35 protein-coding genes, 1 pseudogene and 1 riboswitch are annotated in these 25,790 nt (G+C 34.5%); of the genes and pseudogenes, 14 read left to right on the top strand and 22 right to left on the bottom strand.

Annotated features, from left to right (window positions below; genetic code table 11):
• Nucleotides 1–2: 2 nt before the first annotated feature.
• The 5 genes and pseudogenes from ssb to MHH69_RS01080 form a co-directional block, all read right to left on the bottom strand.
• Nucleotides 3–511: pseudogene (gene ssb / locus MHH69_RS01100) on the bottom strand (single-stranded DNA-binding protein).
• Nucleotides 508–747: a hypothetical protein gene (locus MHH69_RS01095; RefSeq protein WP_341361517.1), complete on the bottom strand. Its 240-nt coding sequence runs from the start codon at nucleotides 745–747 to the stop codon at nucleotides 508–510. Before MHH69_RS01095 ends, ssb begins: the two are co-directional and overlap by 4 nt.
• Nucleotide 748: 1 nt before the next feature.
• Nucleotides 749–1,729: a hypothetical protein gene (locus MHH69_RS01090; RefSeq protein WP_341361516.1), complete on the bottom strand. Its 981-nt coding sequence runs from the start codon at nucleotides 1,727–1,729 to the stop codon at nucleotides 749–751.
• A 4-nt stretch (nucleotides 1,730–1,733) separates the two neighbouring features.
• Entirely contained in the window at nucleotides 1,734–2,372 is a 639-nt protein-coding gene (locus MHH69_RS01085; protein WP_341361515.1) for an ORF6N domain-containing protein, read from the bottom strand.
• 26 nt (nucleotides 2,373–2,398) lie between these two features.
• Nucleotides 2,399–2,611, bottom strand: coding sequence for a hypothetical protein (locus tag MHH69_RS01080; protein ID WP_122971308.1), 213 nt, complete (start codon nucleotides 2,609–2,611; stop codon nucleotides 2,399–2,401).
• 172 nt (nucleotides 2,612–2,783) lie between these two features.
• Between MHH69_RS01080 and MHH69_RS01075 the strand changes: the two genes are divergently transcribed.
• Complete coding sequence (locus MHH69_RS01075) at nucleotides 2,784–2,975, top strand: hypothetical protein (RefSeq protein WP_341361514.1); 192 nt, start codon at nucleotides 2,784–2,786, stop codon at nucleotides 2,973–2,975.
• A 398-nt stretch (nucleotides 2,976–3,373) separates the two neighbouring features.
• On the opposite strand, the gene MHH69_RS01070 is transcribed toward MHH69_RS01075, so the two are convergent.
• The 4 genes from MHH69_RS01070 to MHH69_RS01055 form a co-directional block, all read right to left on the bottom strand.
• Nucleotides 3,374–3,625 (bottom strand): hypothetical protein, encoded by a 252-nt coding sequence (locus MHH69_RS01070; protein ID WP_341361513.1) that lies wholly within the window; start codon nucleotides 3,623–3,625, stop codon nucleotides 3,374–3,376.
• Nucleotides 3,616–3,891, bottom strand: coding sequence for a helix-turn-helix domain-containing protein (locus MHH69_RS01065; protein WP_341361512.1), 276 nt, complete (start codon nucleotides 3,889–3,891; stop codon nucleotides 3,616–3,618). The genes MHH69_RS01070 and MHH69_RS01065 overlap by 10 nt, the downstream gene beginning before the upstream one ends.
• Nucleotides 3,892–4,030: 139 nt before the next feature.
• The gene (locus MHH69_RS01060; RefSeq protein WP_341361511.1) at nucleotides 4,031–4,348 is read right to left on the bottom strand and encodes a hypothetical protein; all 318 of its coding nucleotides are present in this window, start codon (nucleotides 4,346–4,348) and stop codon (nucleotides 4,031–4,033) included.
• 63 nt (nucleotides 4,349–4,411) lie between these two features.
• Nucleotides 4,412–4,612 (bottom strand): helix-turn-helix domain-containing protein, encoded by a 201-nt coding sequence (locus MHH69_RS01055; protein WP_341361510.1) that lies wholly within the window; start codon nucleotides 4,610–4,612, stop codon nucleotides 4,412–4,414.
• A gap of 165 nt (nucleotides 4,613–4,777) precedes the next feature.
• Between MHH69_RS01055 and MHH69_RS01050 the strand changes: the two genes are divergently transcribed.
• The 6 genes from MHH69_RS01050 (at nucleotide 4,778) to MHH69_RS01025 (ending at nucleotide 9,814) form a co-directional block, all read left to right on the top strand.
• Nucleotides 4,778–5,143: a helix-turn-helix domain-containing protein gene (locus MHH69_RS01050; RefSeq protein WP_341361509.1), complete on the top strand. Its 366-nt coding sequence runs from the start codon at nucleotides 4,778–4,780 to the stop codon at nucleotides 5,141–5,143.
• Nucleotides 5,144–5,440: 297 nt separating this feature from the next.
• Nucleotides 5,441–6,367 carry a hypothetical protein gene (locus tag MHH69_RS01045; RefSeq protein ID WP_341361508.1) on the top strand — a complete coding sequence of 309 codons (927 nt, stop codon included), beginning with the start codon at nucleotides 5,441–5,443 and terminating at the stop codon, nucleotides 6,365–6,367.
• Between the two features lie 13 nt (nucleotides 6,368–6,380).
• Complete coding sequence (locus tag MHH69_RS01040; protein WP_341361507.1) at nucleotides 6,381–7,040, top strand: hypothetical protein; 660 nt, start codon at nucleotides 6,381–6,383, stop codon at nucleotides 7,038–7,040.
• A gap of 86 nt (nucleotides 7,041–7,126) precedes the next feature.
• Nucleotides 7,127–7,597 carry an ImmA/IrrE family metallo-endopeptidase gene (locus MHH69_RS01035; RefSeq protein WP_341361506.1) on the top strand — a complete coding sequence of 157 codons (471 nt, stop codon included), beginning with the start codon at nucleotides 7,127–7,129 and terminating at the stop codon, nucleotides 7,595–7,597.
• 70 nt (nucleotides 7,598–7,667) lie between these two features.
• On the top strand, nucleotides 7,668–8,831 hold the full coding sequence (locus MHH69_RS01030) for a site-specific integrase (protein ID WP_341361505.1): 1,164 nt from the start codon (nucleotides 7,668–7,670) through the stop codon (nucleotides 8,829–8,831).
• Between the two features lie 494 nt (nucleotides 8,832–9,325).
• Nucleotides 9,326–9,814, top strand: coding sequence for a DUF2798 domain-containing protein (locus MHH69_RS01025; RefSeq protein ID WP_122971812.1), 489 nt, complete (start codon nucleotides 9,326–9,328; stop codon nucleotides 9,812–9,814).
• 161 nt (nucleotides 9,815–9,975) lie between these two features.
• Here the strand turns inward: MHH69_RS01025 and MHH69_RS01020 are convergent, their stop codons facing one another.
• On the bottom strand, nucleotides 9,976–10,887 hold the full coding sequence (locus MHH69_RS01020; RefSeq protein WP_341361504.1) for a DMT family transporter: 912 nt from the start codon (nucleotides 10,885–10,887) through the stop codon (nucleotides 9,976–9,978).
• A 138-nt stretch (nucleotides 10,888–11,025) separates the two neighbouring features.
• Here MHH69_RS01020 and MHH69_RS01015 point away from each other — a divergent pair, with 138 nt between their 5' ends.
• Nucleotides 11,026–11,256, top strand: a complete 231-nt coding sequence (locus MHH69_RS01015; protein WP_122971810.1) for a DNA-binding protein — start codon at nucleotides 11,026–11,028, stop codon at nucleotides 11,254–11,256.
• A 96-nt stretch (nucleotides 11,257–11,352) separates the two neighbouring features.
• Here the strand turns inward: MHH69_RS01015 and MHH69_RS01010 are convergent, their stop codons facing one another.
• The 6 genes from MHH69_RS01010 to MHH69_RS00985 form a co-directional block, all read right to left on the bottom strand.
• Entirely contained in the window at nucleotides 11,353–12,339 is a 987-nt protein-coding gene (locus MHH69_RS01010) for a homoserine dehydrogenase (RefSeq protein WP_122971809.1), read from the bottom strand.
• A gap of 420 nt (nucleotides 12,340–12,759) precedes the next feature.
• Entirely contained in the window at nucleotides 12,760–13,539 is a 780-nt protein-coding gene (locus MHH69_RS01005) for a hypothetical protein (RefSeq protein WP_341361503.1), read from the bottom strand.
• Nucleotides 13,532–14,083: an RNA polymerase sigma factor gene (locus MHH69_RS01000; protein ID WP_122971807.1), complete on the bottom strand. Its 552-nt coding sequence runs from the start codon at nucleotides 14,081–14,083 to the stop codon at nucleotides 13,532–13,534. The genes MHH69_RS01005 and MHH69_RS01000 overlap by 8 nt, the downstream gene beginning before the upstream one ends.
• 160 nt (nucleotides 14,084–14,243) lie before the next feature.
• The gene (locus MHH69_RS00995) at nucleotides 14,244–14,654 is read right to left on the bottom strand and encodes a methyl-accepting chemotaxis protein (protein ID WP_341361502.1); all 411 of its coding nucleotides are present in this window, start codon (nucleotides 14,652–14,654) and stop codon (nucleotides 14,244–14,246) included.
• A gap of 35 nt (nucleotides 14,655–14,689) precedes the next feature.
• Nucleotides 14,690–15,079, bottom strand: a complete 390-nt coding sequence (locus MHH69_RS00990) for a hypothetical protein (RefSeq protein WP_122971805.1) — start codon at nucleotides 15,077–15,079, stop codon at nucleotides 14,690–14,692.
• A 223-nt stretch (nucleotides 15,080–15,302) separates the two neighbouring features.
• Nucleotides 15,303–16,610, bottom strand: a complete 1,308-nt coding sequence (locus MHH69_RS00985; RefSeq protein WP_341361501.1) for an O-acetylhomoserine aminocarboxypropyltransferase/cysteine synthase family protein — start codon at nucleotides 16,608–16,610, stop codon at nucleotides 15,303–15,305.
• A gap of 112 nt (nucleotides 16,611–16,722) precedes the next feature.
• Nucleotides 16,723–16,831: riboswitch (SAM riboswitch) on the bottom strand.
• 142 nt (nucleotides 16,832–16,973) lie between these two features.
• Here MHH69_RS00985 and MHH69_RS00980 point away from each other — a divergent pair.
• Entirely contained in the window at nucleotides 16,974–17,603 is a 630-nt protein-coding gene (locus MHH69_RS00980; protein WP_122971803.1) for a glycerol-3-phosphate acyltransferase, read from the top strand.
• A 137-nt stretch (nucleotides 17,604–17,740) separates the two neighbouring features.
• The gene (nfsA, locus tag MHH69_RS00975) at nucleotides 17,741–18,475 is read left to right on the top strand and encodes an oxygen-insensitive NADPH nitroreductase (RefSeq protein ID WP_341361500.1); all 735 of its coding nucleotides are present in this window, start codon (nucleotides 17,741–17,743) and stop codon (nucleotides 18,473–18,475) included.
• A gap of 89 nt (nucleotides 18,476–18,564) precedes the next feature.
• On the opposite strand, the gene MHH69_RS19280 is transcribed toward nfsA, so the two are convergent.
• The 6 genes from MHH69_RS19280 to MHH69_RS00955 all read right to left on the bottom strand — a co-directional run bounded on the left by MHH69_RS19280 (nucleotide 18,565) and on the right by MHH69_RS00955 (nucleotide 21,535).
• Nucleotides 18,565–18,705 carry an IS3 family transposase gene (locus MHH69_RS19280; protein ID WP_122971801.1) on the bottom strand — a complete coding sequence of 47 codons (141 nt, stop codon included), beginning with the start codon at nucleotides 18,703–18,705 and terminating at the stop codon, nucleotides 18,565–18,567.
• On the bottom strand, nucleotides 18,706–19,074 hold the full coding sequence (locus MHH69_RS00970) for a DDE-type integrase/transposase/recombinase (RefSeq protein WP_341361499.1): 369 nt from the start codon (nucleotides 19,072–19,074) through the stop codon (nucleotides 18,706–18,708).
• 68 nt (nucleotides 19,075–19,142) lie between these two features.
• The gene (locus MHH69_RS19275) at nucleotides 19,143–19,226 is read right to left on the bottom strand and encodes an IS3 family transposase (protein ID WP_421930389.1); all 84 of its coding nucleotides are present in this window, start codon (nucleotides 19,224–19,226) and stop codon (nucleotides 19,143–19,145) included.
• A gap of 51 nt (nucleotides 19,227–19,277) precedes the next feature.
• Nucleotides 19,278–19,421 (bottom strand): hypothetical protein, encoded by a 144-nt coding sequence (locus MHH69_RS00965; RefSeq protein ID WP_158599687.1) that lies wholly within the window; start codon nucleotides 19,419–19,421, stop codon nucleotides 19,278–19,280.
• A gap of 8 nt (nucleotides 19,422–19,429) precedes the next feature.
• Nucleotides 19,430–19,750 (bottom strand): helix-turn-helix domain-containing protein, encoded by a 321-nt coding sequence (locus tag MHH69_RS00960; protein WP_122971798.1) that lies wholly within the window; start codon nucleotides 19,748–19,750, stop codon nucleotides 19,430–19,432.
• A 99-nt stretch (nucleotides 19,751–19,849) separates the two neighbouring features.
• The gene (locus MHH69_RS00955) at nucleotides 19,850–21,535 is read right to left on the bottom strand and encodes a hypothetical protein (RefSeq protein ID WP_122971797.1); all 1,686 of its coding nucleotides are present in this window, start codon (nucleotides 21,533–21,535) and stop codon (nucleotides 19,850–19,852) included.
• A 171-nt stretch (nucleotides 21,536–21,706) separates the two neighbouring features.
• On the opposite strand from MHH69_RS00955, the gene MHH69_RS00950 reads away from it, so the two are divergent.
• The 4 genes from MHH69_RS00950 to MHH69_RS00935 all read left to right on the top strand — a co-directional run bounded on the left by MHH69_RS00950 (nucleotide 21,707) and on the right by MHH69_RS00935 (nucleotide 25,719).
• The gene (locus tag MHH69_RS00950; RefSeq protein ID WP_122971835.1) at nucleotides 21,707–22,270 is read left to right on the top strand and encodes a lysoplasmalogenase; all 564 of its coding nucleotides are present in this window, start codon (nucleotides 21,707–21,709) and stop codon (nucleotides 22,268–22,270) included.
• A 28-nt stretch (nucleotides 22,271–22,298) separates the two neighbouring features.
• Nucleotides 22,299–23,528: a peptidase T gene (gene pepT, locus MHH69_RS00945; RefSeq protein ID WP_122971796.1), complete on the top strand. Its 1,230-nt coding sequence runs from the start codon at nucleotides 22,299–22,301 to the stop codon at nucleotides 23,526–23,528.
• 113 nt (nucleotides 23,529–23,641) lie between these two features.
• Entirely contained in the window at nucleotides 23,642–24,613 is a 972-nt protein-coding gene (locus MHH69_RS00940; RefSeq protein ID WP_122971795.1) for a DMT family transporter, read from the top strand.
• A 398-nt stretch (nucleotides 24,614–25,011) separates the two neighbouring features.
• Nucleotides 25,012–25,719, top strand: coding sequence for a Fe-S oxidoreductase (locus MHH69_RS00935; RefSeq protein WP_122971794.1), 708 nt, complete (start codon nucleotides 25,012–25,014; stop codon nucleotides 25,717–25,719).
• Nucleotides 25,720–25,790: the final 71 nt, after the last annotated feature.

Raw genomic sequence — 25,790 nt, 5'->3', positions numbered from 1 at the left:
CTTTAAAATGGCAAGTCTGATTCATTAATTACCGGAACATTACTTGCAAATGGATCATTGAACTGTCCGGTATTTCCGAACGGTTGATTTTGACCGCCATATTGCCCCGTATTTTGCGTTTGTGGTTGAGAATGATAATTTTTGTATTAGGTTGATAGTTTAAAGCTGAATTTGAGCCATCTGAATTGTTTGAGCGTGGTTCTAAAAACTGAATGCTATCTGCTACTACATCAGTCGTATAAACTCGGTTTCCGTCTTGCCCCTCAAAACTACCTGTCTGAATACGCCCTTCAACTCCAATTAAATTACCTTTCTTCATGTAATTTGCTAGGTTCTCAGCTTGTTTTCTCCATGCGATACATCCAATAAAGTCTGCCTCCCGTTCTCCCTGTTGGTTTGAGAACGTTCTATTTACAGCGACAGTGAATCGACACACTGCTATACCTGATGGGCTATATCGCAATTCAGGATCTTTTGTAAGTCGGCCAACTAACACAACTCGATTTATCACGCAATATCACTCCTTTTCCACTTTTCAATTACTCGATAGCCCTTCTCTAGAAGCATTTTAAACTCTGGATGTTCTATAGGTGCAGTAGCTATCACCTTACAACCATCCTCAAAACCTGTTAAAGTTGCATATTTTTTGTATTTATAAAAATCTTCGTGACCATTAAAGGTTTTTGTAACAACCTTTGGGCGTTGATCTGGAACATCTATAGGAATCCCATTTTTTCTAAATTGCATATTACCCCTCCAACTTAGCTAATATTTTTTGTCTTTCAACTTCGAAATCAATGGTTTCGTTTTGCTGTTCGGTAGTTTGTGACTCTTGTTGATCACGCTTGTTAAACCATTCAGGAAGTATTTCTGTTCGTCCGTTATTGTATTTTTTAGGTGCGGATTTCTTTTCATTTTCAGCCTTGATTTGTTTTATCAAGGTAGTGGCTTTTTCCCTTAATTTCTTGGTTGATAGAATATGAGAATTCCAGAAAGTATGGTTTTGTGACCACTCAATTAAATATTCGATTTGTTCCGCCGTTCGACCATCACGTTCCATCATCAAGCGAATATGATCTGACCAAGTTTGTAAGTTAGGCTCTTTAAAGCTTGGGTCATCAGCTAAAATTTTTTCATAAAGCAATTTTGCTAATTGATAATGTACAGAAGACTCGTCGTAAACTTGTTTGCGACTTTTCTTTTTATCTGTTGTATTCTCTGTTGTATTCTCTGTTGTATTCTCTGTGTATTCTCTGGTTATTGGTACTGCCATTTTGTCATGTTCAGATACTGCCATTTTGTCATTGTCCATTACGTCATTTTGTCGTGATTCATTTAGACAATTTGGCGCATTCCTTAATGACAAATTGTCATCTTCGATAATGTCATTTTGTCGTAATGCACCATTACATAGGTTTTCGAGTTTTTCATAATCAATTCGATACCATTTTGTTCTGTCAAATTTCAGCTTGTTAAAGTTACCTACGACAAGGATCTCTTTGCTCTCTAACTCTGCAATAATTCTTTGAACGGTGCGTTTTGAGTAAAATGGGAACTGTTCTGCCCATTCGTCTATGGACTTGTACACCCAAGCTTGTCCATCACGAATGTTATTTGAAATACGCAACCAGTAATGCACTTGCTGAACAACAATCGCATTGTTTAAGCCAATTTTTGTTGCAAGTGTTGGTAACACCTGCAACGGTGGTTCATTGATTAATAGATTCATAATTTTATTTCCCCCACTTTTCGACAAAACGTAGTGCATCTTGAAGTTGATATTGTTTAATATCTCGATATGAGCCTACATGATAACGTTCTTTAAGAGCTGCATAGATGGAACGGAACAAGGCTTGTCTAGCGCCTTGATTTTCTGTCAATTCACAAACACGTGCCCCTACGGCTTTACGTAATCTTAATTGTTCACCTGAATGTAACGTTACATTTTTTACGAGTTGTTCCAAAGTCTCAACCCTCCTTTCAATTTGCTGAAATTGTTTATAAGAAATTGCTAGTGTTTGAGGTTCTTCCTCAATTTGCTTTTTGATTTGGTAGTAGTTTGTAATCAACATGTTGTATGCTTGCCATGCCTTATCACTATTGAGTGACTTAGCATGAAGCCATGCTCCTTGTTCTGTCCATAAGTACAGTACTGATACAAATTTAAGGGTAACGTCATCTTGACGTGAGCCTTTGAATTGCTTTAAAGATTCACCAGTTAAGGCGAAATAATGTACACCCTGCTCATAGTGATCATTATTACGTTGAAAATTACGAGTAATAACTTTTGCTTTTGTGCCAAATGCCTCGGCAATTTGTTGAGTAGTTAGTACCCTTTTATCCAAATGCTCTAATACTTGTAATTGCTGCATTTTAACTCCCCCTCACAAGGGTAACGTCATTTTGACGTAAGCCCTTTTTCTTCAACTTTTAACGCCATATTTAAAGTGTCTTCAATGCCACTAACACGTGCTAATTGAGTTGAATAAATAGCTTTGGCTTTAGCAAGTTTATAATCATTCTTAGCGTTTGCTACATCTAGAGCTAAGTCAGTTAATTTTTCCTTTTCGTCCGTTAAAAATTGTTTTAATTGTTGAATGTAAGTTTCCATATGATCGCTCCTTGATATTTTTTATAGTTTGGTTCATAATTAAAGAAAATTTATTTTCTGAGTGTCCGCTAAAACAATCAGGTAATTGCAGGTGCTTTATTGCACCTGTTTTTTTATGACTTTAAATACTTTCCTTTCTGCTAAACTATTAGTAGAAAGGTAGGTGATAGATATGCTAACGAATGAACAAAGAGCTCATGATTTAGCGATGTATTCGTTGGATTTCAGATATAGTCACGTGATCCAAGAACAAGCAAATCAAGGGAAAAACGAAATTAAATTTGATGCATACAGTGAATACTTATTTCTGTACAAGGAATACTTAGAAATTTTTAAGCGGGATTTTCCACAACATGACCAATAACTTTACCATCCATTAGCACAGTAACTTTAACCACTTTGTTATTGGTCTTCTCCTCACTCGTTGTTCCAACAACTTGTGAGGATTTTTTACTTTCATTCATCTTTGTCACCTACTTCCCGATGGAATCCCATCAAGCAGCACACAATCATTTTCAGGGGTTATTAGAGCAAGGAAGTGTGTTTTCACCTTCCTTTGTTTAAATTTTGATTGTGAACTGCTTGACGAGAGCGAATATACATTCGCAATCATCTTTGACTTGTGTTATAATTTCCTTATATTAAATTCATTATCTTTTCTTTTTATATCTGTTTAATCGTTGCACCGATTAAGCAGTTTTTTTATTTGCTCTGAATTGTAGTAATGCCAACTTCTGGTCTTGCGTTAGATACTTCCAAGCTTTAACTTTGATTCGCAAATCGTTTCACCACCTTCGCAACCACACCAATTCTTTTCAAATAATGTGGCATGATATGTAGTTGTTTGCGTTTCTCTAATTCTTGTAGTACATTGATAGATTTAATGGCGTCTTTCAATGTTTCTCGTGCCATATCCCAATCTCCACGCTCTCTATAAACATCTGCCCTTGCAATTAAATCTTCGTAACATAGATTTTCAGTCACGATTTTTTGATTGATTTGTTTTAAATCCAAAATCTAAAGCCTCCAATAATAAACATAGGTACTGTTGGTGCAAGTTGTGTAAATACATCAATACCAAACATAGTTCTAATGACAATATCTTCTGAGTTTGTTATCTTAGCTGCCTTTTCTAAGAACTTTGCTTCACAAACAATAATATTTTTTTCAATTCGGCTAATTGTTGATTGAGTGGTGTGTAATAAGTGAGCAAATGCTTCTTGAGATAACTTTGCTCTTTTTCTACACATTCGAATTAATTTGCCGTAATCTACTTCCATTTTTTCACCCCCTTTTATGCTGATTCTGCATATATGCACAAGTTGCATACTAAGTTAACTTGTTTGAGATTAAAATGAAATTATAGAGGTAATGCCCAACCTCCCATTCAAATCACATGTAACTACCTGGAAACTGTGTTTACACTTCCCATTCATTCATAATGATTTCTTCAATTGCTCTTATGGTTGGTTCGTATAACCAAACTCTCTTGCTATATGGTCCTTTTTTACGTTGATACTTTTTAACACGAGGATCAGAAAGAATATTTTTTTCTAAGAAGTCTCGTTCGTATGGGATAATTTCTTTTAAATCATCCAAGTCAATAAATAGTTTTTTTAGTTTTAAAGACTCTCTAATAAATCCCTCTGCTTTTTCCTCCATCATTTCTTTTGTGATTCCAGACATTTCTAAAAAAGTTTGAAAAACTGCTTTTTCTGATGGTTGTTGTTGAATCATAAAAGTCCTCCTTATTAAGGCTGTTTGACTAACAGCCTTATAAATTTCTATTTTAGCAATTATTCAGCTAAAAAAATCCTCAATATTACATTCTAAAGACTTGGCTAATTGAGGTAGTTGCTCTGCTTTAAAAGAGTAAGTACCATTTTCATATTTCATATATGTCGAAGCGTTTTTCATTCCTATTTCTACCGCCACTTCTTGCAGGGTTTTATTAAGTTTTTGTCTTTGTTCTTTAATATAACCTAAATTTAATACCTTCAAATAAATCCCCCTTTCAAAATTTCTATTTTAGCAACACCTTAAATATAATATATCATTGCTATTTTAGAAATTCAAGCATATTTTTTCTATTTTAGAAATTTTTTTATTTCTAAAATGGAAACATGATATATTAGAAATGATATCACTGAAAGTGGTGAGCGTTTAATGGACATTGGTAAAAGAATCGTTTCATTACGAGAAAAAAAAGGTTGGACTCAGAAAGAATTAGCTAACCGAATAAAGATAAATGTTAGTGTTATGAATCGAATTGAATCTAATGATAGACCTGTAAAGGATAATGAATTGATTGCTTTGGCAAATGCTTTAGATTGTACAACCGACTTCTTACTCGGTCGCACTGAAAATCCAGAATTTACAAAAAAACCACAAGATGATGAAATAGAATTTCAAGCATTCATTAATGATCCAGAGTTAGGAATATGGTACAAAGAACTTCCGAAATCAGATGAAGATGAACTTCGGAAGCTTCGAATGATTTGGGAAATGATTAAAAATGAACATAAAAAATAGGACATGTCTTATGGCATGTCCTTTTAATCAAATATAAGGTGTAAAAATTAAACATAATTGGATTAAATACCTTTAATTATATATTTAGAAAAAGAAAGTATCCATAAATTATAACATTAAAAATGGATTGTGAATTGTGGATAAGGCTTGCAAATTGAGATGAAATTTCAGTTTAAATACATTCATTTAAGAGCTGAAGTTTTACATATAATACATTAACTATTTGGCTCATACCTAAAAAACAGTAAATACTTAGAAATCACATTACTTTATTGTAACAATATTCAGGAGGAAACTATGGCAAAAAAACAAACCGTAAATGTGTATGCTTATAAAATATCTACACCTGCAATCGATACTGCTAGAAATGTAGCAACTGATGGATATTATAATCATCAATTATTTGAAGGGTTTTTAAATGAAATAATTTCAAATTCAAGAAATAAAATTTTAGAATCTGGGAAATACATTCATTTAATAGGAATTAAACAATCCTCTGATGCTGATGTGCTAGAAGGATTATTTCACACTACTAGATATGGTACTAAAAGTGATATAATTGATGTTTCCAATGATAAAGTAGTAAGTCAGCTAGAACCAATGCATGGAGTAAAAAATATTGTTAATTTTGTAATCCACCGAAAATCTGGTATTCTCCTAATTCAAAATGATCCTTTTAAACTTATCCAAAGAAATAATCTTATTGATTTTCTTGAACGAAATGTAGAATTAGGAAAAAAGCATGTTACAAAATTTAACATTGATTTTAAACCCTTGTTAGTATCAAATTCTAATTTCTATACAATCCAAACGATTTACGATGAAGATTTTTATCAACAGCTTGCCAAAATTGCGAATATTAAAGCAGTTTCGATTAATACTAAAGTACAAAAAGAGAGTGTAAATACGGCTCTTTCAAAATTTACACATAGTGGAGTATCTAGTGACGATTACCTAGATGATGTTACAGATGTTACATATACTTTTAAAAATTCAAGAAGAAATAATGGCGTTAAACACGTAAAAAACTTTATTAAGAACGCATTAGATTTAGAAAAAATTGATACAATTATTGCTCATGGTTCAAACAAAGAAAAAGTGGAATTCAATAAGATTAAACCAAGGAAATATCAAATCACGACAACAATTAATGATAGTAAAGTATTAGACCAATCAAAAATTATCGAAGGCATGATAAAAATAGTAAAAGAGTTTAAAGAATAAAGGAGGTTTTTCAATGGCTAATCATAATGTAATTGTTGATCGTAAAAAAGACAATAAAACTGGTTTTATTACAAATAATATTAAGAATTACATTATGCACTCTACACCAAGAGAACTACTTTTCGATATTGCAACACCTGTAGCTTTATCCTTCATTCTAATTTTTTTACTATATACTATAATGCCATCAGCTAGAGATTTATTAAATAGTATCCATAACATAAATAATACAGTAATAACTATTATTGCTATCTTAGCTGGATTTAACTCAGCAAGCTTAGCAATTATAGCTGCAAGCTCTAAATTAATTAATACCAAATTATTCGATACAAAAGAGGTTAATTCAGTCAAAGAAACCTTTATGCAAAAAATTAAAACTCTTTTATTCAATAACCCTTCTTATAAAGAACTCGAAGCAATTGTTTCATTTTTTGCATATGCAGTTATCTGTCAATTACTTATTCTCATTATCAGCCTATTTATTAATGTAACTTTAACAAGTATTACCCAAGTAAAGTTTGAAATCCTCAATTTAGATAAGAATATAGAGATTATTATTCTTTGTATAATTTCAGGGTTTTGGTTTACATTAGTTTTCCATTCAATATTCCTCTCCATTAGGAATATTGACATGATTGCTCATTTTATTAAATTTTCATCTAACGAGGATTAACCCCTACTTCCAAAAAGTAGGGTTTTGTTTTATACTAAAATAGAACATATGTTCTGTTTTTATTTCGAAGTATTGGAGATGGTAGTATGTATAGCACTAGTCATACTGAGGATTTTGTTAAAGAGTTGTATACAAGCGTTGGGATTTTAGATCCATTACAGCTTAATATTAAAATAATATCTTCAAAGCTTGAAATACGAGTATTCTACTGGCATGAACCTAGTCAGGCAATTTTCTTAAATAATTATCCTTACATTGTTTTAAATTCTCAACAATCCGATCAAGCTATGTGGCAAGACTTTTGTCACGAGTTATGTCATGTACTTTTCCATAGCGGAAATCAACGACGTATTAGAGAAAGTTTCAGGCAATATCAAGAAGCTAAAGCTAACCAATTTATGTATCACGCTTGTATTCCCTCTTTTATGTTGGATGAACTAAATATATTTGATACTACATATGAATCAATAAGAAAAGTATGCAAACTATTCAATGTTGAATATGAATTTGCATCTAAACGCTTAACTAAATATATATTCAACAAGTTATTATGCTAAATTTGCATGGTTAATAGTGTGAATCTTATTTATATTTACATTGAATTGCTAATAGAAAGAGGTGATGGAAGTGGCAAGACAACAATTAAACAAGACCAAAAAAGAACACATCTACTGGTACAAAGAAGGAAAACTAAAGAAATTTGCATATCGTTATCGTTTTTATGATTCGAATGGGAAACGAAGAGAAAAAACAAAAAAGGGTTATGAGACAGAGAAGGATGCTGAATTAGCGCTAATTGAATTAAAAGCAGAAATATTGAAAGGTAACTTACAGCAAGTAGATAATAACAATCTTACCATCCAACAATGGGTAAAGACTTGGTATGCTCGTAACGAATCGAAATGGAAAGTTAGTACCGTTGCTCAATATAAAAACGCAATTGAATATCATATAATTCCCGAGCTGGGGCAATTAAAGATTGCTAGGTTAACAAAATCGAGATATCAAGAATTTTTAGATTTATTGGCAAATAAATATTCAGTTTCTACTGTACGTACAATACATTCCGTTTTCAACAGTATTATTAATGCAGCTGTAGAAGATGAAATTATCCTAAGAAATAAAATATCAAAAGTTAATCTACCAAAATTTAAATCGAAACAGAAAGAGATTAATGAGAATGAAATTTTAAGTGAAATAGAAATTTCAAAATTAATCAAATATGTAAATGAAAATGAAAGTGTGACTCACCAAACTTTGGTTCTCTTGTTAATTTCAACTGGTATGCGTAAAGGTGAAGCTTTAGCATTACGCTGGCATGACATTGATTTAGAAAACAAAGTAATTACAATCATGCGTACACGAGATCATTTAGGCGAACGTTCTGCTAAAACAGAAAATAGTATTAGAAAAATTGATGTAAGTTCTTCTCTGCTTAGCCATTTAAAAAAATATAAGCGATGGGCTAAAGAGAAGAAACTTAGTTTAGGGTTAAAATTAGAAGAAATGGATTATGTACTAATCAACCCTTCTACTGCAGAACCAATCTCTCGTTCACTTCCAAATTACCTGATGGAAAGAGCTTTCGAATTTGGTGCTATTAAACGTGTAACACCTCATGCATTACGACATACTTATGCATCGTTATTAATTTCTAAGGGAATACCGGTAACTACTGTGGCTAAGTTGATAGGCGATACGGTAGAAATGGTGTTAAAAGTATATGCACATTCTCTAAGAAAAAAAGAAGAAGAAGCAATAAAAGTAATTGAGGAAACTATTAACTTTTAATTAATGGTGTGAACTGGGGTACAAATTGGGGTACATGTCTTCTGTACCCTCTCAAGTTACTGATATATATACAACTTTAGAGGGTATACGTCTTACGAAATTCTTAAGAAATTAATGTGTTTTAGTGAACTTTAATATGATCGCTGTAAAATACTTATTTTCGTATCTTACCATATTTTAACTTTGTTTTAGGATAGATTGTAGACTTTATATGGGATTACTATTTTTAGAGGGGATCTCTTTTAAAATCTTAAACAAAATAACCTCGTTCTTTTTTGGAACGGGGTTAAATATAGTTGTTTATGTAAGTTAAATCCTTAAACTCTTCTCATATAACCAATCAGCATAAAAAATTGATACTGCTCATTAATAATGAGATTACCTCAATTCTTTAACGTACGTTTCGTGACACAAAATAGCCCTAAACTTTTCACTTACGAAGCACAAATCGAATCACTATAATACTACTAGTACACAGAAAGGAGTGTTAACTTATGCCAACAACAAAAAAAGAAAGTTTCTATTTTGGATTAATTATGTGTTTTGGAATGGTACTTGTAATGACCATATATAATTTATACCTGAATGGGATGTTTGGGGAAATTACGTTCTTAGAAGGAATATCCGATTTTTTAATCGGGTTTACAATCGCCTTCATACTGGATCTATTTTTAGTAGGACCTTATGCAAAAAAAATCGCCTTGCGACTAACGGCAAATTCATCAAAAAAAGTCTATACTGTCCTTGCCATTTCAACTTGTATGGTGATTGGGATGGCGTTCTTCATGTCAATTTACGGATTAGTCACAACTTATATCCATAATGGTTTTACTAATAACTCAGTTATTACAGAGTATTTCGCTTTATTTGGAAAAAACTTTGTTATGGCATTGCCTTTACAAATTATCATTATGGGACCAGTAGTACGATTTATTTTCATGAAATTTATAAAGCCAAAAACTATTCAAAATAACCTAGTATAGAGATAAACAACGAACCAACTTATTAATCTCTATATTCCATAGTATAAGGAAGAAACCGTTTTGAAATTTTCCACAAACGGTTTCTTTTTATTGATTCAACATGCTGTTTTGCGTCGATACAATAAAAGTCTTGAGAGGCAAGTTCTCAAATATCTATCATATTAACTTGAACTATCAGAAGGAATTTCGAAGTAATCACCTATCTTCTGACCACTATTCGATTTCCTTCCCCCTACTGTTAATACAACAATTCCTCCTAGCAATAATATTACCCCAATCCAAGATGTCGGACTTAAATATTCATTTACTAGAAAAACACCAAGTAATGCTGCTGTTAAAGGCTCTGCTAAAGATAAGGTAACAGCAGAGGAGGAACTTATTTTTTCTAAACCTGCTAAAAATAAAATATAAGCGATACTCGTTGCCGCTAAGCCCATAAAGAGCATCGGTACTAAATTTTGTGACGAAAATACCCATTTGACGCCGTCTTGTGAAAAAGGAATTAACATTAAAGAACAGATCGTAAAAGTCATAGCAACAGCTGGGAGAGTCTCTTCCCGCTCTGTTAACTGCTTACTACAGTTCGTATAAAGGGCAAACATTAGACCGGCACATAACGCAAGTAAAATACCGACAGGATGTACGGTTGCTTCTCCTCTATTAACAAATAATAAAACACATCCTATTACAGCAAGGGATGTAGCGATTCCCCATAGTCTATTCGGTTTTCTTTTCCAAATCGCCCATTCTACTATACCTGAAAATACCGGTGAACTGCCTATTGTTATAACTGTTCCAAGAGCTACGCCAGTAAATCGAACCGATGTAAAAAATAACGATTGGAATAATGCAATGGTTAACGCAGCTAGAATGGTCCATTTCCAAGACCATTTTCGAAAATTTATTTTCCCCATGAACACAAGAATAATTAGCAATATTCCTCCACCAATTGCTGATCGTACAGATGCAACAGCAATGGAAGATATCCCCCCTTCAAGAAACGTTTGAGTCGTTCCTACTGTCCCCCAAAGCATTGCTGCTAGTAACACAAATATGTATGGTAAAATCTTCAAACATTACACCCCTTAAGTACATATTGATTAAACTATGCTATTCTTCCATCTTTCTTTAGGAATATATTTAAACTCTGTCCCTAAACAGTGCTTTCAATTAAAATTATATATAATACTATTAGAAGGAGGTCATCATACATGTATAAAACTGTTGCTGAAACAGCGAAAGACATCTCGATGCCAGAGGAACAAGTTCTTCGCTACATTTATGCTGGCCGAATAAAAGCGGTGCATGACGGAGAACAATTCCTCGTAAACAGCGCCCAGTTCGACACTTATTATGAGCAATTAGAACGTATTAAAGAAGAAATCGAAATTTGGCGAAATACCCCAATACCTGAAGATCCAGATATTAAAGATGAAGACTAATCGATAAACTTTATACAATTAAATAAATTGGAGATCGTTCCAATTTATATTAATAAAAAAACATCTTGAGGAGTTTCTAAACGCCTCAAGATGATTTTATATCGATACGACAAAACCTGCGCGTTTGCCAATAATTTCAGCATAATCTTCTACCATGACGCTTGCCGTCGGATACATACCTGCACCAGGTCCAATTAATGTCAACGTTCCAATGTAGTTCGTTTCCATCGTAACCGCATTAAAAACATCATCGATTGGATAAAGTGGATGCTCTTTATCTACTAACATCGGTGCAACTTTAGCATAAATCGTTCCATCCGGATGCTTTTCAACTTCTGCTACGTGGCGGTAACGAAGACCCTGTTCAGTTGCATCAGCAACTTGATTTGATGTAATACAATCGATTCCAATGACTTCTACATCTGCCCAATTTGGTTGCTCTCCAAAGGCTAAAGAACTTAAAATCATTAGTTTCTTAAAGGCATCTTGGCCAGAAATATCATTATATGGATCCGCTTCAGCATAGCCTAATGCTTGAGCTTCCCTTAAAGCGTCATCAAAGGATAAACCTTCTGAACGCATTTTCGTCAAAATAAAATTCGTCGTACCATTTAAAATACCTTGAATACTTGATACTTCATTGACTAATAAAATATTTTTCATCGTTTTAATAACTGGTACTCCGCCAGCAGTTGTCGCTTCATAACCGACAAATACACCGTTTTGTTTTGCTAATTCTTGCAATTCAAGTCCACGCTTAGCAAACATGACTTTATTGGCCGTAATAACATGACATTTGTTTTCAACAGCCTTTTTTAAATATGTAAATGAAGGTTCTTCATTCACAATCGCTTCAAATACGACTTGGAGTCCTTTAACAGAAAGAACATCGTCGATACTATCAGTTAAAAGGTGGGCTGTTCCTGGCACCCGTTCTTTTGATGGATCACGTACTAATATTTTTGCTACTTCTAATTCCAATCCTAATTTGTCACGAAGTTCTTCACGTTTTTCATTTAAAACATGAAATATTCCTTGACCTACTGTGCCAAAACCTAAGATGGCAGCCTTGATTGTTGCCATTCTATACTCGCCTCCATCTTCACTGTACATCTAAATCGTTGGCGTTTTTCGAGCTTAAAGATTACGGAAAAAGTTTTAATAAAATTTTAACCCTCGCTTTAAAATTACCCTACTTATCGCCCTAGATACGCAATTCGATAGTTTTTTATTGACTCTTCACACGAATGTTTCTTTAATTGTTAAAAACAAACAATTCGAAAAATTTAACATAAGAAAATTTTATCGTATATTGAAAAGGAACTCAAGAAAATTCTCCCCAAGATGGACATTTGTTTTTTTAAGAAGGTCAAACAATAAAAAATCCCCATTATGCAAACGGAATTTTTTCATAAGTATTATTCCAATTATAGGGAATTTCTAAGGATAAATAAATAGGTATCTCTTTCATTAGAGATACCTATTTATTATTATAACATAATTTTATTCTTCGACAATTTGGAACTCTTTCAACATATGATAAAATCTTGCCCCGTGTCCTTCAGAAGCTTCAAGAAAGTATTTTAAATCAAATACAAAACTGCCTTCCCGTCCGTTTGATATAATATATAGTTTATTCACTTTACTATCCCATTCATTACCATCGATAGCAGAAACTAAAAGTCCATTGACCGGCTCTGTGACTGATTCAATTTCTTTAACGGTTTCAAAGGAGCTTTTAAGTTGATCTGCATATTCATTTGCCAGTTGCTCAGGCGTTTTGTCTACAATTTGAGAAATCGTCATAGATACTTCTGGATATTTATCTTCTAAAGGTACTTTCGGAACAATTTTATCCACCCCCCCCTCTTGAACAAGTTGATACCTTTCTTCATCTATATAAATAATATAATCTACCCGTTCTTGAAGAATGACTTCACTTTGTTCTTGATCCCCTTCGATTTCCGTTATTACTTCTTTTTCAGGCACAAAATATTGTTTTATTTGTTCAACAAATGCCTGACCCGTATTCGTTGTGAACATACCAAAGACGAGGACAACTATCGCTGCCGCAACAACTAAACCAAACAAGCGTCGTGTTGATTTTTTTCGCTGTTTCACTTTTTTCTCCTCTTTCTTCTTTGTTGTAGGTATCAATTTGTTTTCTTGTAAATTTATTTGGGACTCGATATAGTTCCATATCTCTTCCCTTTCATTAACTACGTCATCTGTATGGCCTTTTAATGTTTTATATATATCCCGTTCCATTTTTTTATCATCCATTTTTATCCCCCTCCTTATCCGAGCTTAGGAAGCGTTTAAGTTTTTGTTTTCCTTTTAATAATCGAGATTTAATCGTGTTTATATTTTCGTCCATAATTTCAGCAATTTCTTGTTCTTTAAATCCATTTAAATATTTCAATATGATCGGTATCCGGTTATGGTAATCCAACTTCTGAATAGCATCATATAAGTTTTCATATTCAACATAACGACTCATTTCTTCCTTTAGATGACCCTCTTGCTCTAACATGCCGATGCGATCACCAATGCTAATGACATTAGAATTTCGTTTTAAAATTCGATTGCACTCATTCAAAAGAATTTTATAAAACCATGGTTTAAAAGGTTTAGATGGGTCATATAAATGAATATTTTGATAGACACGTATGAACGTTTCTTGTACAGCATCTTTCGCATAGAAATGATTGTTATTCATTACAATTGTGGCCGCCCGGATTGCATAATCAAAATAAAGATCATATAAATTCCGAAAGGCACTGGCGTCACCATTTTGAAATTGGTGAACAATTTCCGCTTCCTTCATTATTCACACCCTTTCTCTTCATTACTGAATGCATTCACTATATATACCCTTGAAACCTTCGAATAGTTTTCGATTATGAAAAGGATTTCTCTTTTATTAATAAAAGATTTGTTTCCCCATGAAAAAAACCTGCAACTTATCGTTACAGGCTTTCCATTTATTAATATTTAAATTGTTGTATAACTTTTTGTAAGTCTTCCTCCATGACGGACAATTCATCTGCAGATGCAGAAATTTCTTGCATGGACGCCAATTGTTCTTCTGTTGATGCAGAGATATTTTGGACACCGGCTAAATTTTCATTCGTTAAGTTTTGAACAATTGTTGTAGAAGCTGCTACAAGTTTTGATTGATTTGACATATGGTGTGTAGCTGTCGTAACTTCTTCCGTACCCGTTGCCATTGTTTTTATCGCTTCGTTTATTTCCTTTTGAATATGGCTAATAATATCCGCGATTTGATTCGTTGCATTTGCTGATTGTTCGGCTAATTTCCTTACTTCATCCGCTACAACTGCAAATCCTTTTCCTGCTTCGCCTGCTCTGGCAGCCTTAAATAAAAAAGCCAGCACAAATGTGCTGACTTCTTTATTGTTAAATGGGAAGATTAAGATACTTTTTTCAAAATGCTTTTAGGAAACTTATTCATAATGATATTCATAAGCAACTTTTCTTCAGCTGTAAAGGCTGGTAAACCGATTGTACGGTATACAAGTTGAAATTGACCATATTCTAAATACCACTCTTTTGCCGGCAACTCTATATGTTGCTGACCGTATTCTTTATACGTCTCATAAACCTCTTTTATTATATATGGATTTTCAATGAAATTCGCCTTTTCCTCCGAAAATGCACTATGCCCATAATGCTCATTCCACAATGACTCTACTTCAGCTAATAAATATTGCAATGCATCGGCATTAACAAACTGTTTTCTTTCATTTAATTCGTATATAAAAAAAGCTGCAACATTTTGAGCACTATAAATATTTCCCATTTAACAACACTCCTTGAATGAAAATTTACTAACCTCGTATAAGAAAACTAAAGTGGCAACGTGTATCGGTTCTTATTAAACCAAGTATAATAAGCAATCTTTATAATGTCAATAAAACAAATAAAATTACTAGGTTTTAAAAAATCAACAGCCCCATGAATGGCATAAATAGCGAAAACGACTTTCACCAATGAATGCTAATTGTCGTTTTCATCATCAACTTTTATAATGCAGCGTTTGTTTCCGTTACCCCTTCAACCGCTTTTGATAATGCTTGATCCAAATCTGCAATAATATCTTCAACAGCTTCTAGGCCGACTGATAGGCGAATGAGCTCTTCTGAAACGCCGGCAACCTTTAACTCTTCAGGTGATAATTGTTGATGAGTAGTTGATGCTGGATGGATAATTAATGATTTTGCATCCCCTACATTTGCCACGTGGGAAAATAATTGAACGTTATCGATTACTTTACTTCCCACTTCTCGTCCACCTTTAATGCCAAATGTAAGCATTGATCCGTAGCCGTTTTTCAAATATTTTTTCGCTAATGAATGCGATGGGAAATTTTCTTTCCTTGGATAGTTTACGTATTCCACGAATGGGTGGCTTTCAAGATATTCCGCAACTTTTAATGCATTTTCACCATGCTTTGTATAACGCAAATGAAGCGTTTCTAACCCTTGTAGGAAGTTAAATGCACTATCAGCACTTAATGTTGGACCAAAGTCACGTAATAATTGAACACGAAGCTTTGTGGCAAATGCAGCCGTAGCCGTGTCAATTCCATAACGTAAACCATGGTAAGACTCATCTGGCTCTGTGAATCCTGGGAATCGACCTTGTGTCCAATCGAATTTACCAGCATCAACAACAACGCCTCCGATTGTCGTTCCATGACCGCCAATCCATTTCGTTGCTGAATGGACAACAACATCCGCGCCAAACTCAATCGGGTTACATCCGTATGGGGATGGGAATGTATTATCGATGATTAACGGAAGACCATGCGCATGAGCAATTTCCGCTATTCTCTCAATATCTAAAATGTTTAAACTAGGGTTCCCAACTGTTTCTGCATAAATTGCCTTTGTCTTATCTGTAATAGCAGCCTCAAAGTTTACTGGGTCCCTTTCATCTACAAAGGTTGTTGTAATTCCATAACGCGGTAAAGTATTTGCGAATAAATTATACGTGCCGCCGTATAATGAACCAGCTGATACGATTTCATCTCCTGCACCAGCTATGTTTAAAATAGAAAAGGCAATGGCAGCAGCACCAGATGATAATGCAACAGCTGCAGTTCCCCCTTCTAGTAAAGCAACTCGTTGCTCAAAAACGTCTACAGTTGGATTCATGATGCGAGAATAAATGTTTCCTGGTTGTTCTAGTGCGAACAATTGGCGTGCATGCTCCGTATTTTCAAAAGCATAGGCCGTTGTTCGGTAAATTGGTACTGCAATTGCTCCTGTTACAGGGTCTGGTTTTTGACCGCCATGAAGCAATTGGGTTTCCGGACGTTGTTGTGACATGTTTCTTCCTCCTAATATAGTATCGATGGGCGATCTTAGTATGAGGAGGACCTTTTGGAAAAACAAAAAGCCCTCTTCTAAAGAAGAGGGCTGCAAGCTGCAATTTTTCCTCCCCTTATCTTTCAGATCTAATCAAAATCTGTAGGAATTAGCACCTTTGCGTATTCACGCTGGTTGCTGGGCATCATAGGGCCTAGTCCCTCCGCCTCTCTGGATAAAGGTATTTGATTCATGTTCCATCGTTGAATTCACTATAAATCATAGTGATTTACTTGTCAATAATCTTTTTTAATTTTTCGAAACTTCTTATAGAATCATAGAGTATACTATAAATACATCTTTATGGAAAGGAGCCTTTTGTTTTTGTTATATCCTATCATTCTCGTCCTTATATTCGGTTATTTCATTGGTTGTTTACATGGATCCAATGTGGCTAAACTTTTATCGGGCGTTAACTTAAAAGAAGTTGGCCATGGTAATGCAGGTGCATCAAACGCAACGTTATCCCTTGGATGGAAGTATGGGGTTCTTGTTGCTTTAATAGATATCGGAAAAGGTGTATTGGCAGTTGTTTTACTTCGAGTCATTTTAACGAATTTTACCAATTTTTCGAGTGGCCAAATTTCAATTTTACTTTATTTAATCGGAGCTGCCGTTATACTCGGGCACAACTTCCCGGTTCATATGAAATTTCGAGGCGGAAAAGGAACAGCATCTCTAATTGGCATTTTCATTGCACTCGATTGGAAATTCGGTTTAATGGCTGTTCTTGCCCTTGTTGTTACTTCCCTACTAACGAATTACCTAATTATTGGCGTATTTGTTTTGTATATCTTTTTTGGCGTAACTGCGCTACTAATCGAGCCAACGATTTGGCCATTTTTAATCGCCCTTACTCTATTCTTAATTGCTCTGTATCTCCATGTGGAAAATGTAAAGCGATTACGTATCGGGTCGGAACCAAAAATTACATCCGCCTTTAAGAAAAACTAAACAGATTCCCATTAGTAGTGAAGGTTCCCCTTTTGTAAATCATGTTAAAATATACTAATATAGCCCTAAAGAGTATTTTCTCTTTAGGGCTATATGTTATAAGAGGAAATACATATTTAAAAGGGGAGGAAAAGGAAATGTCAGCAAAGGATTTATTACGTAGTCATTCATCTGTTCGAAAATATACAGGTGAACAAATACCGAAAGAAACGGTAATCGACTTAATTCAAACTGCACAAATGGCTGCGAGCTCACATTTTGTACAAGCATATAGCGTCATTTGGGTGACAGATGAAGAAAAGAAACAAAAGCTTGGTGAGCTGTCTAATAATGAGTTCCAATTTAAAACAGCAGGCGCTGCATTTTTATTCTGCGTCGATTTTAAACGTCTACAAGTTGCTGGACAAAAACATGGAGTCGACATTGTGGCAGATAGTGCGGAAAATGTAATAGTCGGTGTGGCGGATGTTGGCATTTTTGCCCAAAATTTCGTTATTGCTGCTGAAGATGCTGGTTATGGCATTTGTTATATTGGTGGCGCTCGAAACAATCCAAAAGAAATTAGTGAACTATTAAATTTACCGGACTATGTTTTCCCATTGTTTGCTATGACGATCGGAACTCCGACAAAACGTAACGAAACAAAACCACGTCTTCCAGTTGAAGCGATTTTACATGAAAATGATTATAACGCGGAAAAATACGATACGTTACTAGATGAATACGATGCAACGATGGAAAACTATTATGCAAGCCGTAGTTCGAATCAAAAAATGTCTAATTGGACAAAACAAATGGCTGATTTCTTAGTTGAACAAAGAAGACCGTTCATTAAAGAATTTTTAGCTTCAAAAGGTTTCAATTGGAAATAAATAAACCTTTTTATTAACCAAATTAAAAACCTGACAGATCTAAAGAAATTTGTGGACTTACCCCTGTCAAGTAGACAACTTTAAAAAGACTAAGCAGCCATCTGGTGTCGATATTCTATCGGTGCCAGGTGGTTGAGTCTTTTTTGGAATCGTTGGAAGTTATAAAAGTAAATATATTGTTCAACAGCTTGTCTAATTTCTTCTTCGGAATTGTCGTTTAATAGATACAATCACTCGCTTTTAAATTGTGAGAAAAATGTTTCCATACAAGCATTGTCATGGCAGTTACCTTTGCGTGAATGGCTACCAATCATCCCGAGCTGTTCTACTTTTTGGTGATACTTAATAGATGTGTATTGGAAGCCTTGATCCGAGTGGATGATGCTACGATACACATTTCTTTTTGTCGTTAATTCATGTAATGTGTCCATTACTAATTCTAAATCGTTTCGCTCACCTATTTTCCATGCGACGATTTCGTTGTTATATAAATCTTGTACTGCTGATAGGTATAGAAAGCCACTTTTAGTAGGTAAATATGTAATATCCGTAACGAGTACCTCTTTTTCTGTACGTTCTTTAAATTTACGGTCTAACACATTATCGAATACACGTGAAATACGATTTCCTCACACACGACGTTTTTTACGGATAATCGATTGGATACCTAATTCACTCGATACACTTTTTTATGATTTACCTTGAAACCTTTATCGCGTAAAGCCATTTTCATACGAGGATAGCCGTACATTCTATGTGTTTGATGAATCGTTAAAATGTGCTCCTTTAATAACGCATCATCCTATTTACGTAACGATACCTTGCCGTTTTTCAACCATTTATAATACCCTGAACGTTGTACTTTCGCCATTTCAGTTAGCCACGTCATCGGATAACTGCTTTTCATTTCTTCAATAATTTGATAGCGATCTGGATAAGTGGGCATTCCTCCATTTACAGATTTGGATACTGCTTTTTTAAATATTCAACCTGCGCTTTGTAATAGTCACGTTCTTCTTCTACATTTTTAAAATGGACACGTTTGCCTTTTAACGGATTCTTCACACCCTTTGCCCCTGAACCTGTAGATGGAAGACGGTTAAATGCTTCAATCGATTCTACTTCTTTAAATTTCTTCACCCAAGCCTTTACCTGCGAAACATTGCGAATCTCGTATCTGTCCGCAATTTTTTGCATACTCTCTTCCCCGTTTAGATAGGCCTGTACGATTTCCAATTTCAGTTCATTTGAATACGTATTATTTTTTCTCGACATAGAAAAATCCCCTTTAAGTAAAATGTTATCTACAGCGTACTGTAGTTTTTTTAACATTGTCTACTTAAAGGGGATAATATCATCTGTCAGGTTTTTGTATTAAGGTGCCGCTATTCCTTCTATTACCATCTCTTTTACAGGAAGGAATAATTCACCCGTTGCGTAATAAGTAATCGCAACTTGATCCCCTTCTTGTAAATAAATAACTAAAGGAACATTTTGCGTGCTAACCGTAAAGTTTTGACCAGTATTTAATAAGAATGAAACGACCGTATAATCACCTACCCGTTCTTTATACACCCGTTCAACTTGCCCTGTAATGGTAGCCTCTTCGGAATTGGATGTTCCATCAACGGTACCTCCACCACGACTAAGGGCAGTTTTATACTGCTTTAAAGCATCATTTGGTGTCGTACCATAAGCTGAAATTTCAGGGTTTGCTGCTGATACGATAAAGTAGTTTTGTAAAAATCCATTCGAGTCTAAAACTGGAGCTAACCAGCTTGCTTCACCATAGAAGTTATATAAAATTGGCATTTCACCTTGCCATTCTTTTTCGATAAATTTCTTTTCAATGATATCTAGAGCTCCTTGGGAATCCATATATGATTCTTCCAGACTTCCTGTAAAGTAAGTCGATTCACCTGTACGGGCATTCGTTAATGAATATCCTAACATCGAATCTACCCCTTCTTTAGGGCTTGTAAAATCAGTGAAATAATACATTTCACCCTTTTCATTGAAAACTGGGCTTACATTAGCTTCTGTTCCTTCGTCAGAAGGTATCTTCACGTCTTTTTTACCGAATACGCTATTCCAGAAACCATGAACGTATTTACCAAAATAACTATTTTGAAGACTAACCGATTCAGGAGATACCGCTCCGTCAATAAATTCAGGTACTTCATCTAAAGTTAATACTTCTGAATCTCCTGTCTCTGCGTCAACCATAACAATCCCCTTAACATCAAATCCGTTGCGGGCCGTAACGAACTCACCGTAAGAGCGAATGTAATATGGTTTCCCATCATCATCTACTTCCAACTGAGGTTCTCCATAGAAAATTAAAGTTGGATTTTCAAGACGCATATGACGTTCTAAATTATGATTTAAAAAGGCAGACGGTACATAAGCCATTTCTGCTTCTACAAACTTCGGATTATCCGTCGAATCTGTAGCGCTCATCGTGAAATAACCAGGTGTCGTTTTACCGTTAAACCATTTGAAGAACCCAGAGAATTCAACAGGCGCAATATAAACATATTCATCGTTTACTTTTTGAATTTGTAAATTTCCTAACTGATAGTAACTAGTATTTGGTACTTGCCCAAAGGCTTTTTTCATTTTATTTTCCGCAAATCGTGGCGGTACGCTAGCAGGTGTTTGTGTTTCATCGAACGGTTCAATTTCAACCTGTTCATCCATTTTTGCAGATTCATATTTTTCATTTGCATTCCAAAGAGGAGCAGATAATAAATACCCTAATAAAATTAAGCTAGCTAAAAAAACAATTCCTTTAAAGGTTTGTTCAACTCCAGTAGATAAAACAGCACCTATTAATGCTAAAACTGGTAATATATAGACAAAGATAGTCCAGTGTAGATCAATTTTTGTTATATATAGTATTGCTAAACAAATAATAAAACTTGCTATTAGAACACTGATTAACGTTTTAACTAATTGCTGAGTCGTTAATTGCCCTTTATAAATCTTTTTGGAAAGTGGGACAATGAGAATCGTTGCAATCACAGCAGCTATTAGCGCCAAAATGAGAGTCTGTGTCAATAGAATCACCCTTTCTTATATCTCTTTTACGGAATAGCCCCTTAAATAGTTTCATAAATAATTAAAAAAGGAGTGTTCATTATCGTATTACACAAATGGATAATTGGTTTATTTATTGTTTTCGGGTTTTATTACGTCTTTTTATTAGACACCATTAGCGATCCGTATGTAATGGTATTTAAATTAATACCGATGGTTTTAGTCATTTTGTTAGCTTTTCTATTTAAAGTTGAGCATATTATCCCTTATAAAACATTAATGATTATTGCTCTTATATTTTGTGCCATCGGGGATTATACATTGCAATGGTTTATCATTGGGCTTATTAGTTTCCTAATCGGTCATATTTTTTATATTCGAGCTTTCCTATCAACGAAAGAACAGGCTACTCCTTTATGGGTAAAGGTTATCCTTATCGTATATGGAGTTATTATGTTAATTTGGATTGGCGGAACTTTAATTCAGAAAAATGAGCTTATTTTAGCATGTGCAGTTACGATTTATATGTTTGTCATATTAACGATGGGGTGGACCTCCTTTAGAGCAGGCTCTAAATATGCTGTAGCCGGGGCGATATTATTTATTATTTCCGATTCTATATTAGCTATTAACAAGTTTGTTATAAACGTAGAATTTTCCCATCAGCTTATTATGCTAACTTATTATAGTGCACAATTATTAATGGCTTTGAGTATTCCAAATTATTCCGCAATTCGAAGCAACGTGATACAATAGAAGCACTAAACAATGAGGGGGATTATCCATGAAAGAAACAGTCATTGAACGATTAATTCGCTACGCTAAAATTGATACACAATCAGATCCAGAAAGCTCTACAACACCTTCTACTGAAAAACAATTTGATTTATTAAATCTATTAAAAGATGAACTAGAAGAAATCGGGCTAACAGAGATCACATTAGACGAAAATGGATATTTATTTGCCACTTTACCAGCTAATACGGACAAAGACCTTCCAACAATCGGTTTCCTAGCACACGTTGATACGTCTCCCGACTTTTCTGGAACAAACGTAAATCCTCAACGTATCGATAATTATGATGGTGGAGATATTCGACTAAATGATGAACTTACAATGTCTCCTAGTTACTTCCCAAATTTAAAAAACTATGTCGGTCAAACACTAATTACGACGGACGGTACGACTCTGTTAGGAGCCGATGACAAAGCCGGTATTGTTGAAATAATGACTGCCATGGAATATTTAGTACAACATCCAGAGATTAAGCATGGCAAGATTCGTGTTGCGTTTACGCCTGATGAAGAAATCGGCCGTGGACCTCATAAATTTGATGTAAAAGCTTTTGGAGCGGATTATGCTTATACAATGGATGGCGGTCCACTAGGTGAACTGCAATATGAAAGTTTTAATGCTGCTGGCGTTAAAGTAACAACTCGTGGTACTAGTGTCCATCCGGGTTCAGCAAAAAATAAAATGGTAAATGCGATTACTTTAGCCATTCAATTCCAAAATTCTATGCCAAAGGAAAGCGTTCCTGAAAAAACAGAAGGCTATGAAGGTTTTATTCATTTAATGAACTTCAACGGTCATATTGAAGAAGCAAAACTTTCATATATTATTCGTGATCACGACCGTGAAAAATTCGAAGCGAAAAAGGCCCATTTCCTAGAAGTTGAACAAATGGTGAAAAACAAGTACGGCGAAGATGCGATTACTGTTGAAATTGAAGATCAATACTATAACATGCGTGAAAAAATCGAGCCCGTTAAAGAAATCGTTGACATCGCCTACAAAGCAATGGAAAATTTAAATATCGAACCAATCATTGAACCTGTTCGTGGAGGTACAGATGGTTCTCAACTATCCTTTATGGGTCTCCCAACTCCAAACATCTTTGCAGGTGGGGAGAACATGCATGGTAAATTTGAATTTGTATCTGCTGAAACAATGGAAAAAGCAACAAGAGTGATTTTAGAAATTATCCGATTGTACGAGGAACAAGCAAAATAATACATTTTACGAAGTAAGATTTGTTTTCTTACTTCGTATTTTTATCGATATAATAGTTGGAAAATTCAGTTTACATACTTCGTTAAATCTTGAATAGGAAGTAGGTTGTTTAATTGAAAGAGATTGCTTTAGGTATATTAGCCGCATTATTCTTCGCTGTCACATTTGTCTTAAATCATTCAATGGAATTGGAAGGTGGCAGCTGGCTTTGGAGTTCTTCATTACGTTACTTCTTCATGCTTCCTTTTCTATTAATTATCGTATTTTCACGAAAAGGATGGAAACCACTTACGTTTGAAATAAAGTCCCAACCAACTAAATGGTTACTTTGGAGTTTTGTAGGGTTTGGATTATTCTACGCCCCCCTTACCTATGCAGCTTCCTTTGGACCTGGTTGGCTCGTCTCTGGAACATGGCAATTTACTATTGTGGCTGGTGTTTTATTAGCTCCCCTATTTGTTACAGTTATAGATGGAGTAAATGTTCGTCAAAGAATACCCATTCTATCATTAATTATTTCTTTTGTAATATTAATAGGGATATTCCTAATTCAAATACCACAAGCACAAACTTTATCATTTAAAACGTTTATACTCGGTATTTTACCGGTTTTAATCGCTGCCTTTGCCTATCCGTTAGGAAATCGAAAAATGATGGAAGTATGTGGAGGACGACTCGATACGTATCAACGAGTTCTTGGTATGACTATCGCCTCTTTACCGATTTGGATTTGTCTTGCAATCTATGCCCTAATGACAGTCGGGCTCCCTTCTGGAAATCAAGTTTTTCAATCTTTTATAGTAGGAATTAGTTCAGGAGTTATTGCTACGACTTTGTTCTTTATTGCAACGGATCGTTCCCGTGAGGATCAAGGAAAATTAGCTGCCGTTGAAGCAACCCAATCAACCGAAGTTCTATTTGCCATTATGGGAGAAATGCTTTTATTAGGTATTCCTTTACCAACCCCAATTGCATTAATAGGAATCGTAGTTATTATTTTGGGCATGTTATTACATAGTTATCACACCATGCTCGTTGCAAAAAAATCGGTGCTAAAAGAAAAAGAGGCCGAGCTTCAAAGTTGAAGCCGGCCTTATAAAGTGTCCCAACGTTCAATTAGGGGGGAGAACGTTAGATTAGTATACTGGAGAAAAGCTTACTACATTTAAGTAATAAGTTTTTGTTTATACGATAATGATAATCATTTTCATTTAAAATGTCAACATTTTTACCAATTTTTTAATATTGTTATAACGATTCCCTTTAATATAGCCATTCAAATACTTAAAATTGGCATTTCCATACCGATTCCGTTACCTATATTTGAAAAAATCTCCCATTATCCCTTTTTTCTAATAGACGGGAAAAAGAACTTCTCTGTTCCATCATTTAAAATTGGTTCATGATCCCCCTTACTATGTGTTAAAACTTCATCAAAAAAGACGAAAATGTTATAGTTAATGTAAAAAAGAAGGTGAACGAAATGCCTGCCCTTACCTATGAACAAATACGTGTTTTAAACTCCTTTAGTATTTTTACAGAGGACCCTGAACGCCCATTATTTACATTAGAAAATTTACATAGAGATTTTTATTTAACCGATTTTAGAAATTTAATGATGGGGATCACGCAAGCAAATACAGAAGCTGCTGCCATTTCCCACTTTGGAAGACGGTTTGGAATGTTCATTGCTACCCAATTTCATATGCTAGCGATGTATGATGAAATATGGGATGGTAAAAGGGAAGATATTCGATATAGTCTGATTAATGAATTTGGTGTCAATACCCTCGGTACTTTCATCACACCTAACGATTTCCGTTATGTGGAAGATAATGAACGGGAATATGTCATTGGTAAATTATTATATCAATGCCATGAAGTCATTTTGCAATTACGAAAAACAACTTCCATCTCCCCTTTAACTTTATGGGAAAATATTTTTGGATATATGTTGTGGAATTATTATGAACTGCTGGAAAATCCATTACTTGCTGACCGCGCTTTTGAGGATCTAGAAATTTTAGAAGATACGAAAGTATGGCAACGTTTTTCAAATAAATCGTGGTTTTACCAATATACAGGGGGAAAAATTCCAGCCCAATTAGTAAATAAACCTTTACGGAAAAGTTGCTGTTTTTCAAAGGATGTTCCTGGCTTATTGCGATGTGAGTTTTGCCCGATGAAATAACGAATAAAAAACGCATGAGTGTTATTTTTTTTCAACATTCATGCGTTTTTTCTATAAATAATTATTACTGC

Source organism: Ureibacillus sp. FSL E2-3493, from assembly GCF_038077515.1.
GTDB lineage: Bacteria > Bacillota > Bacilli > Bacillales_A > Planococcaceae > Ureibacillus > Ureibacillus halotolerans.
This window is presented reverse-complemented; position numbering and strand designations above follow the sequence as displayed.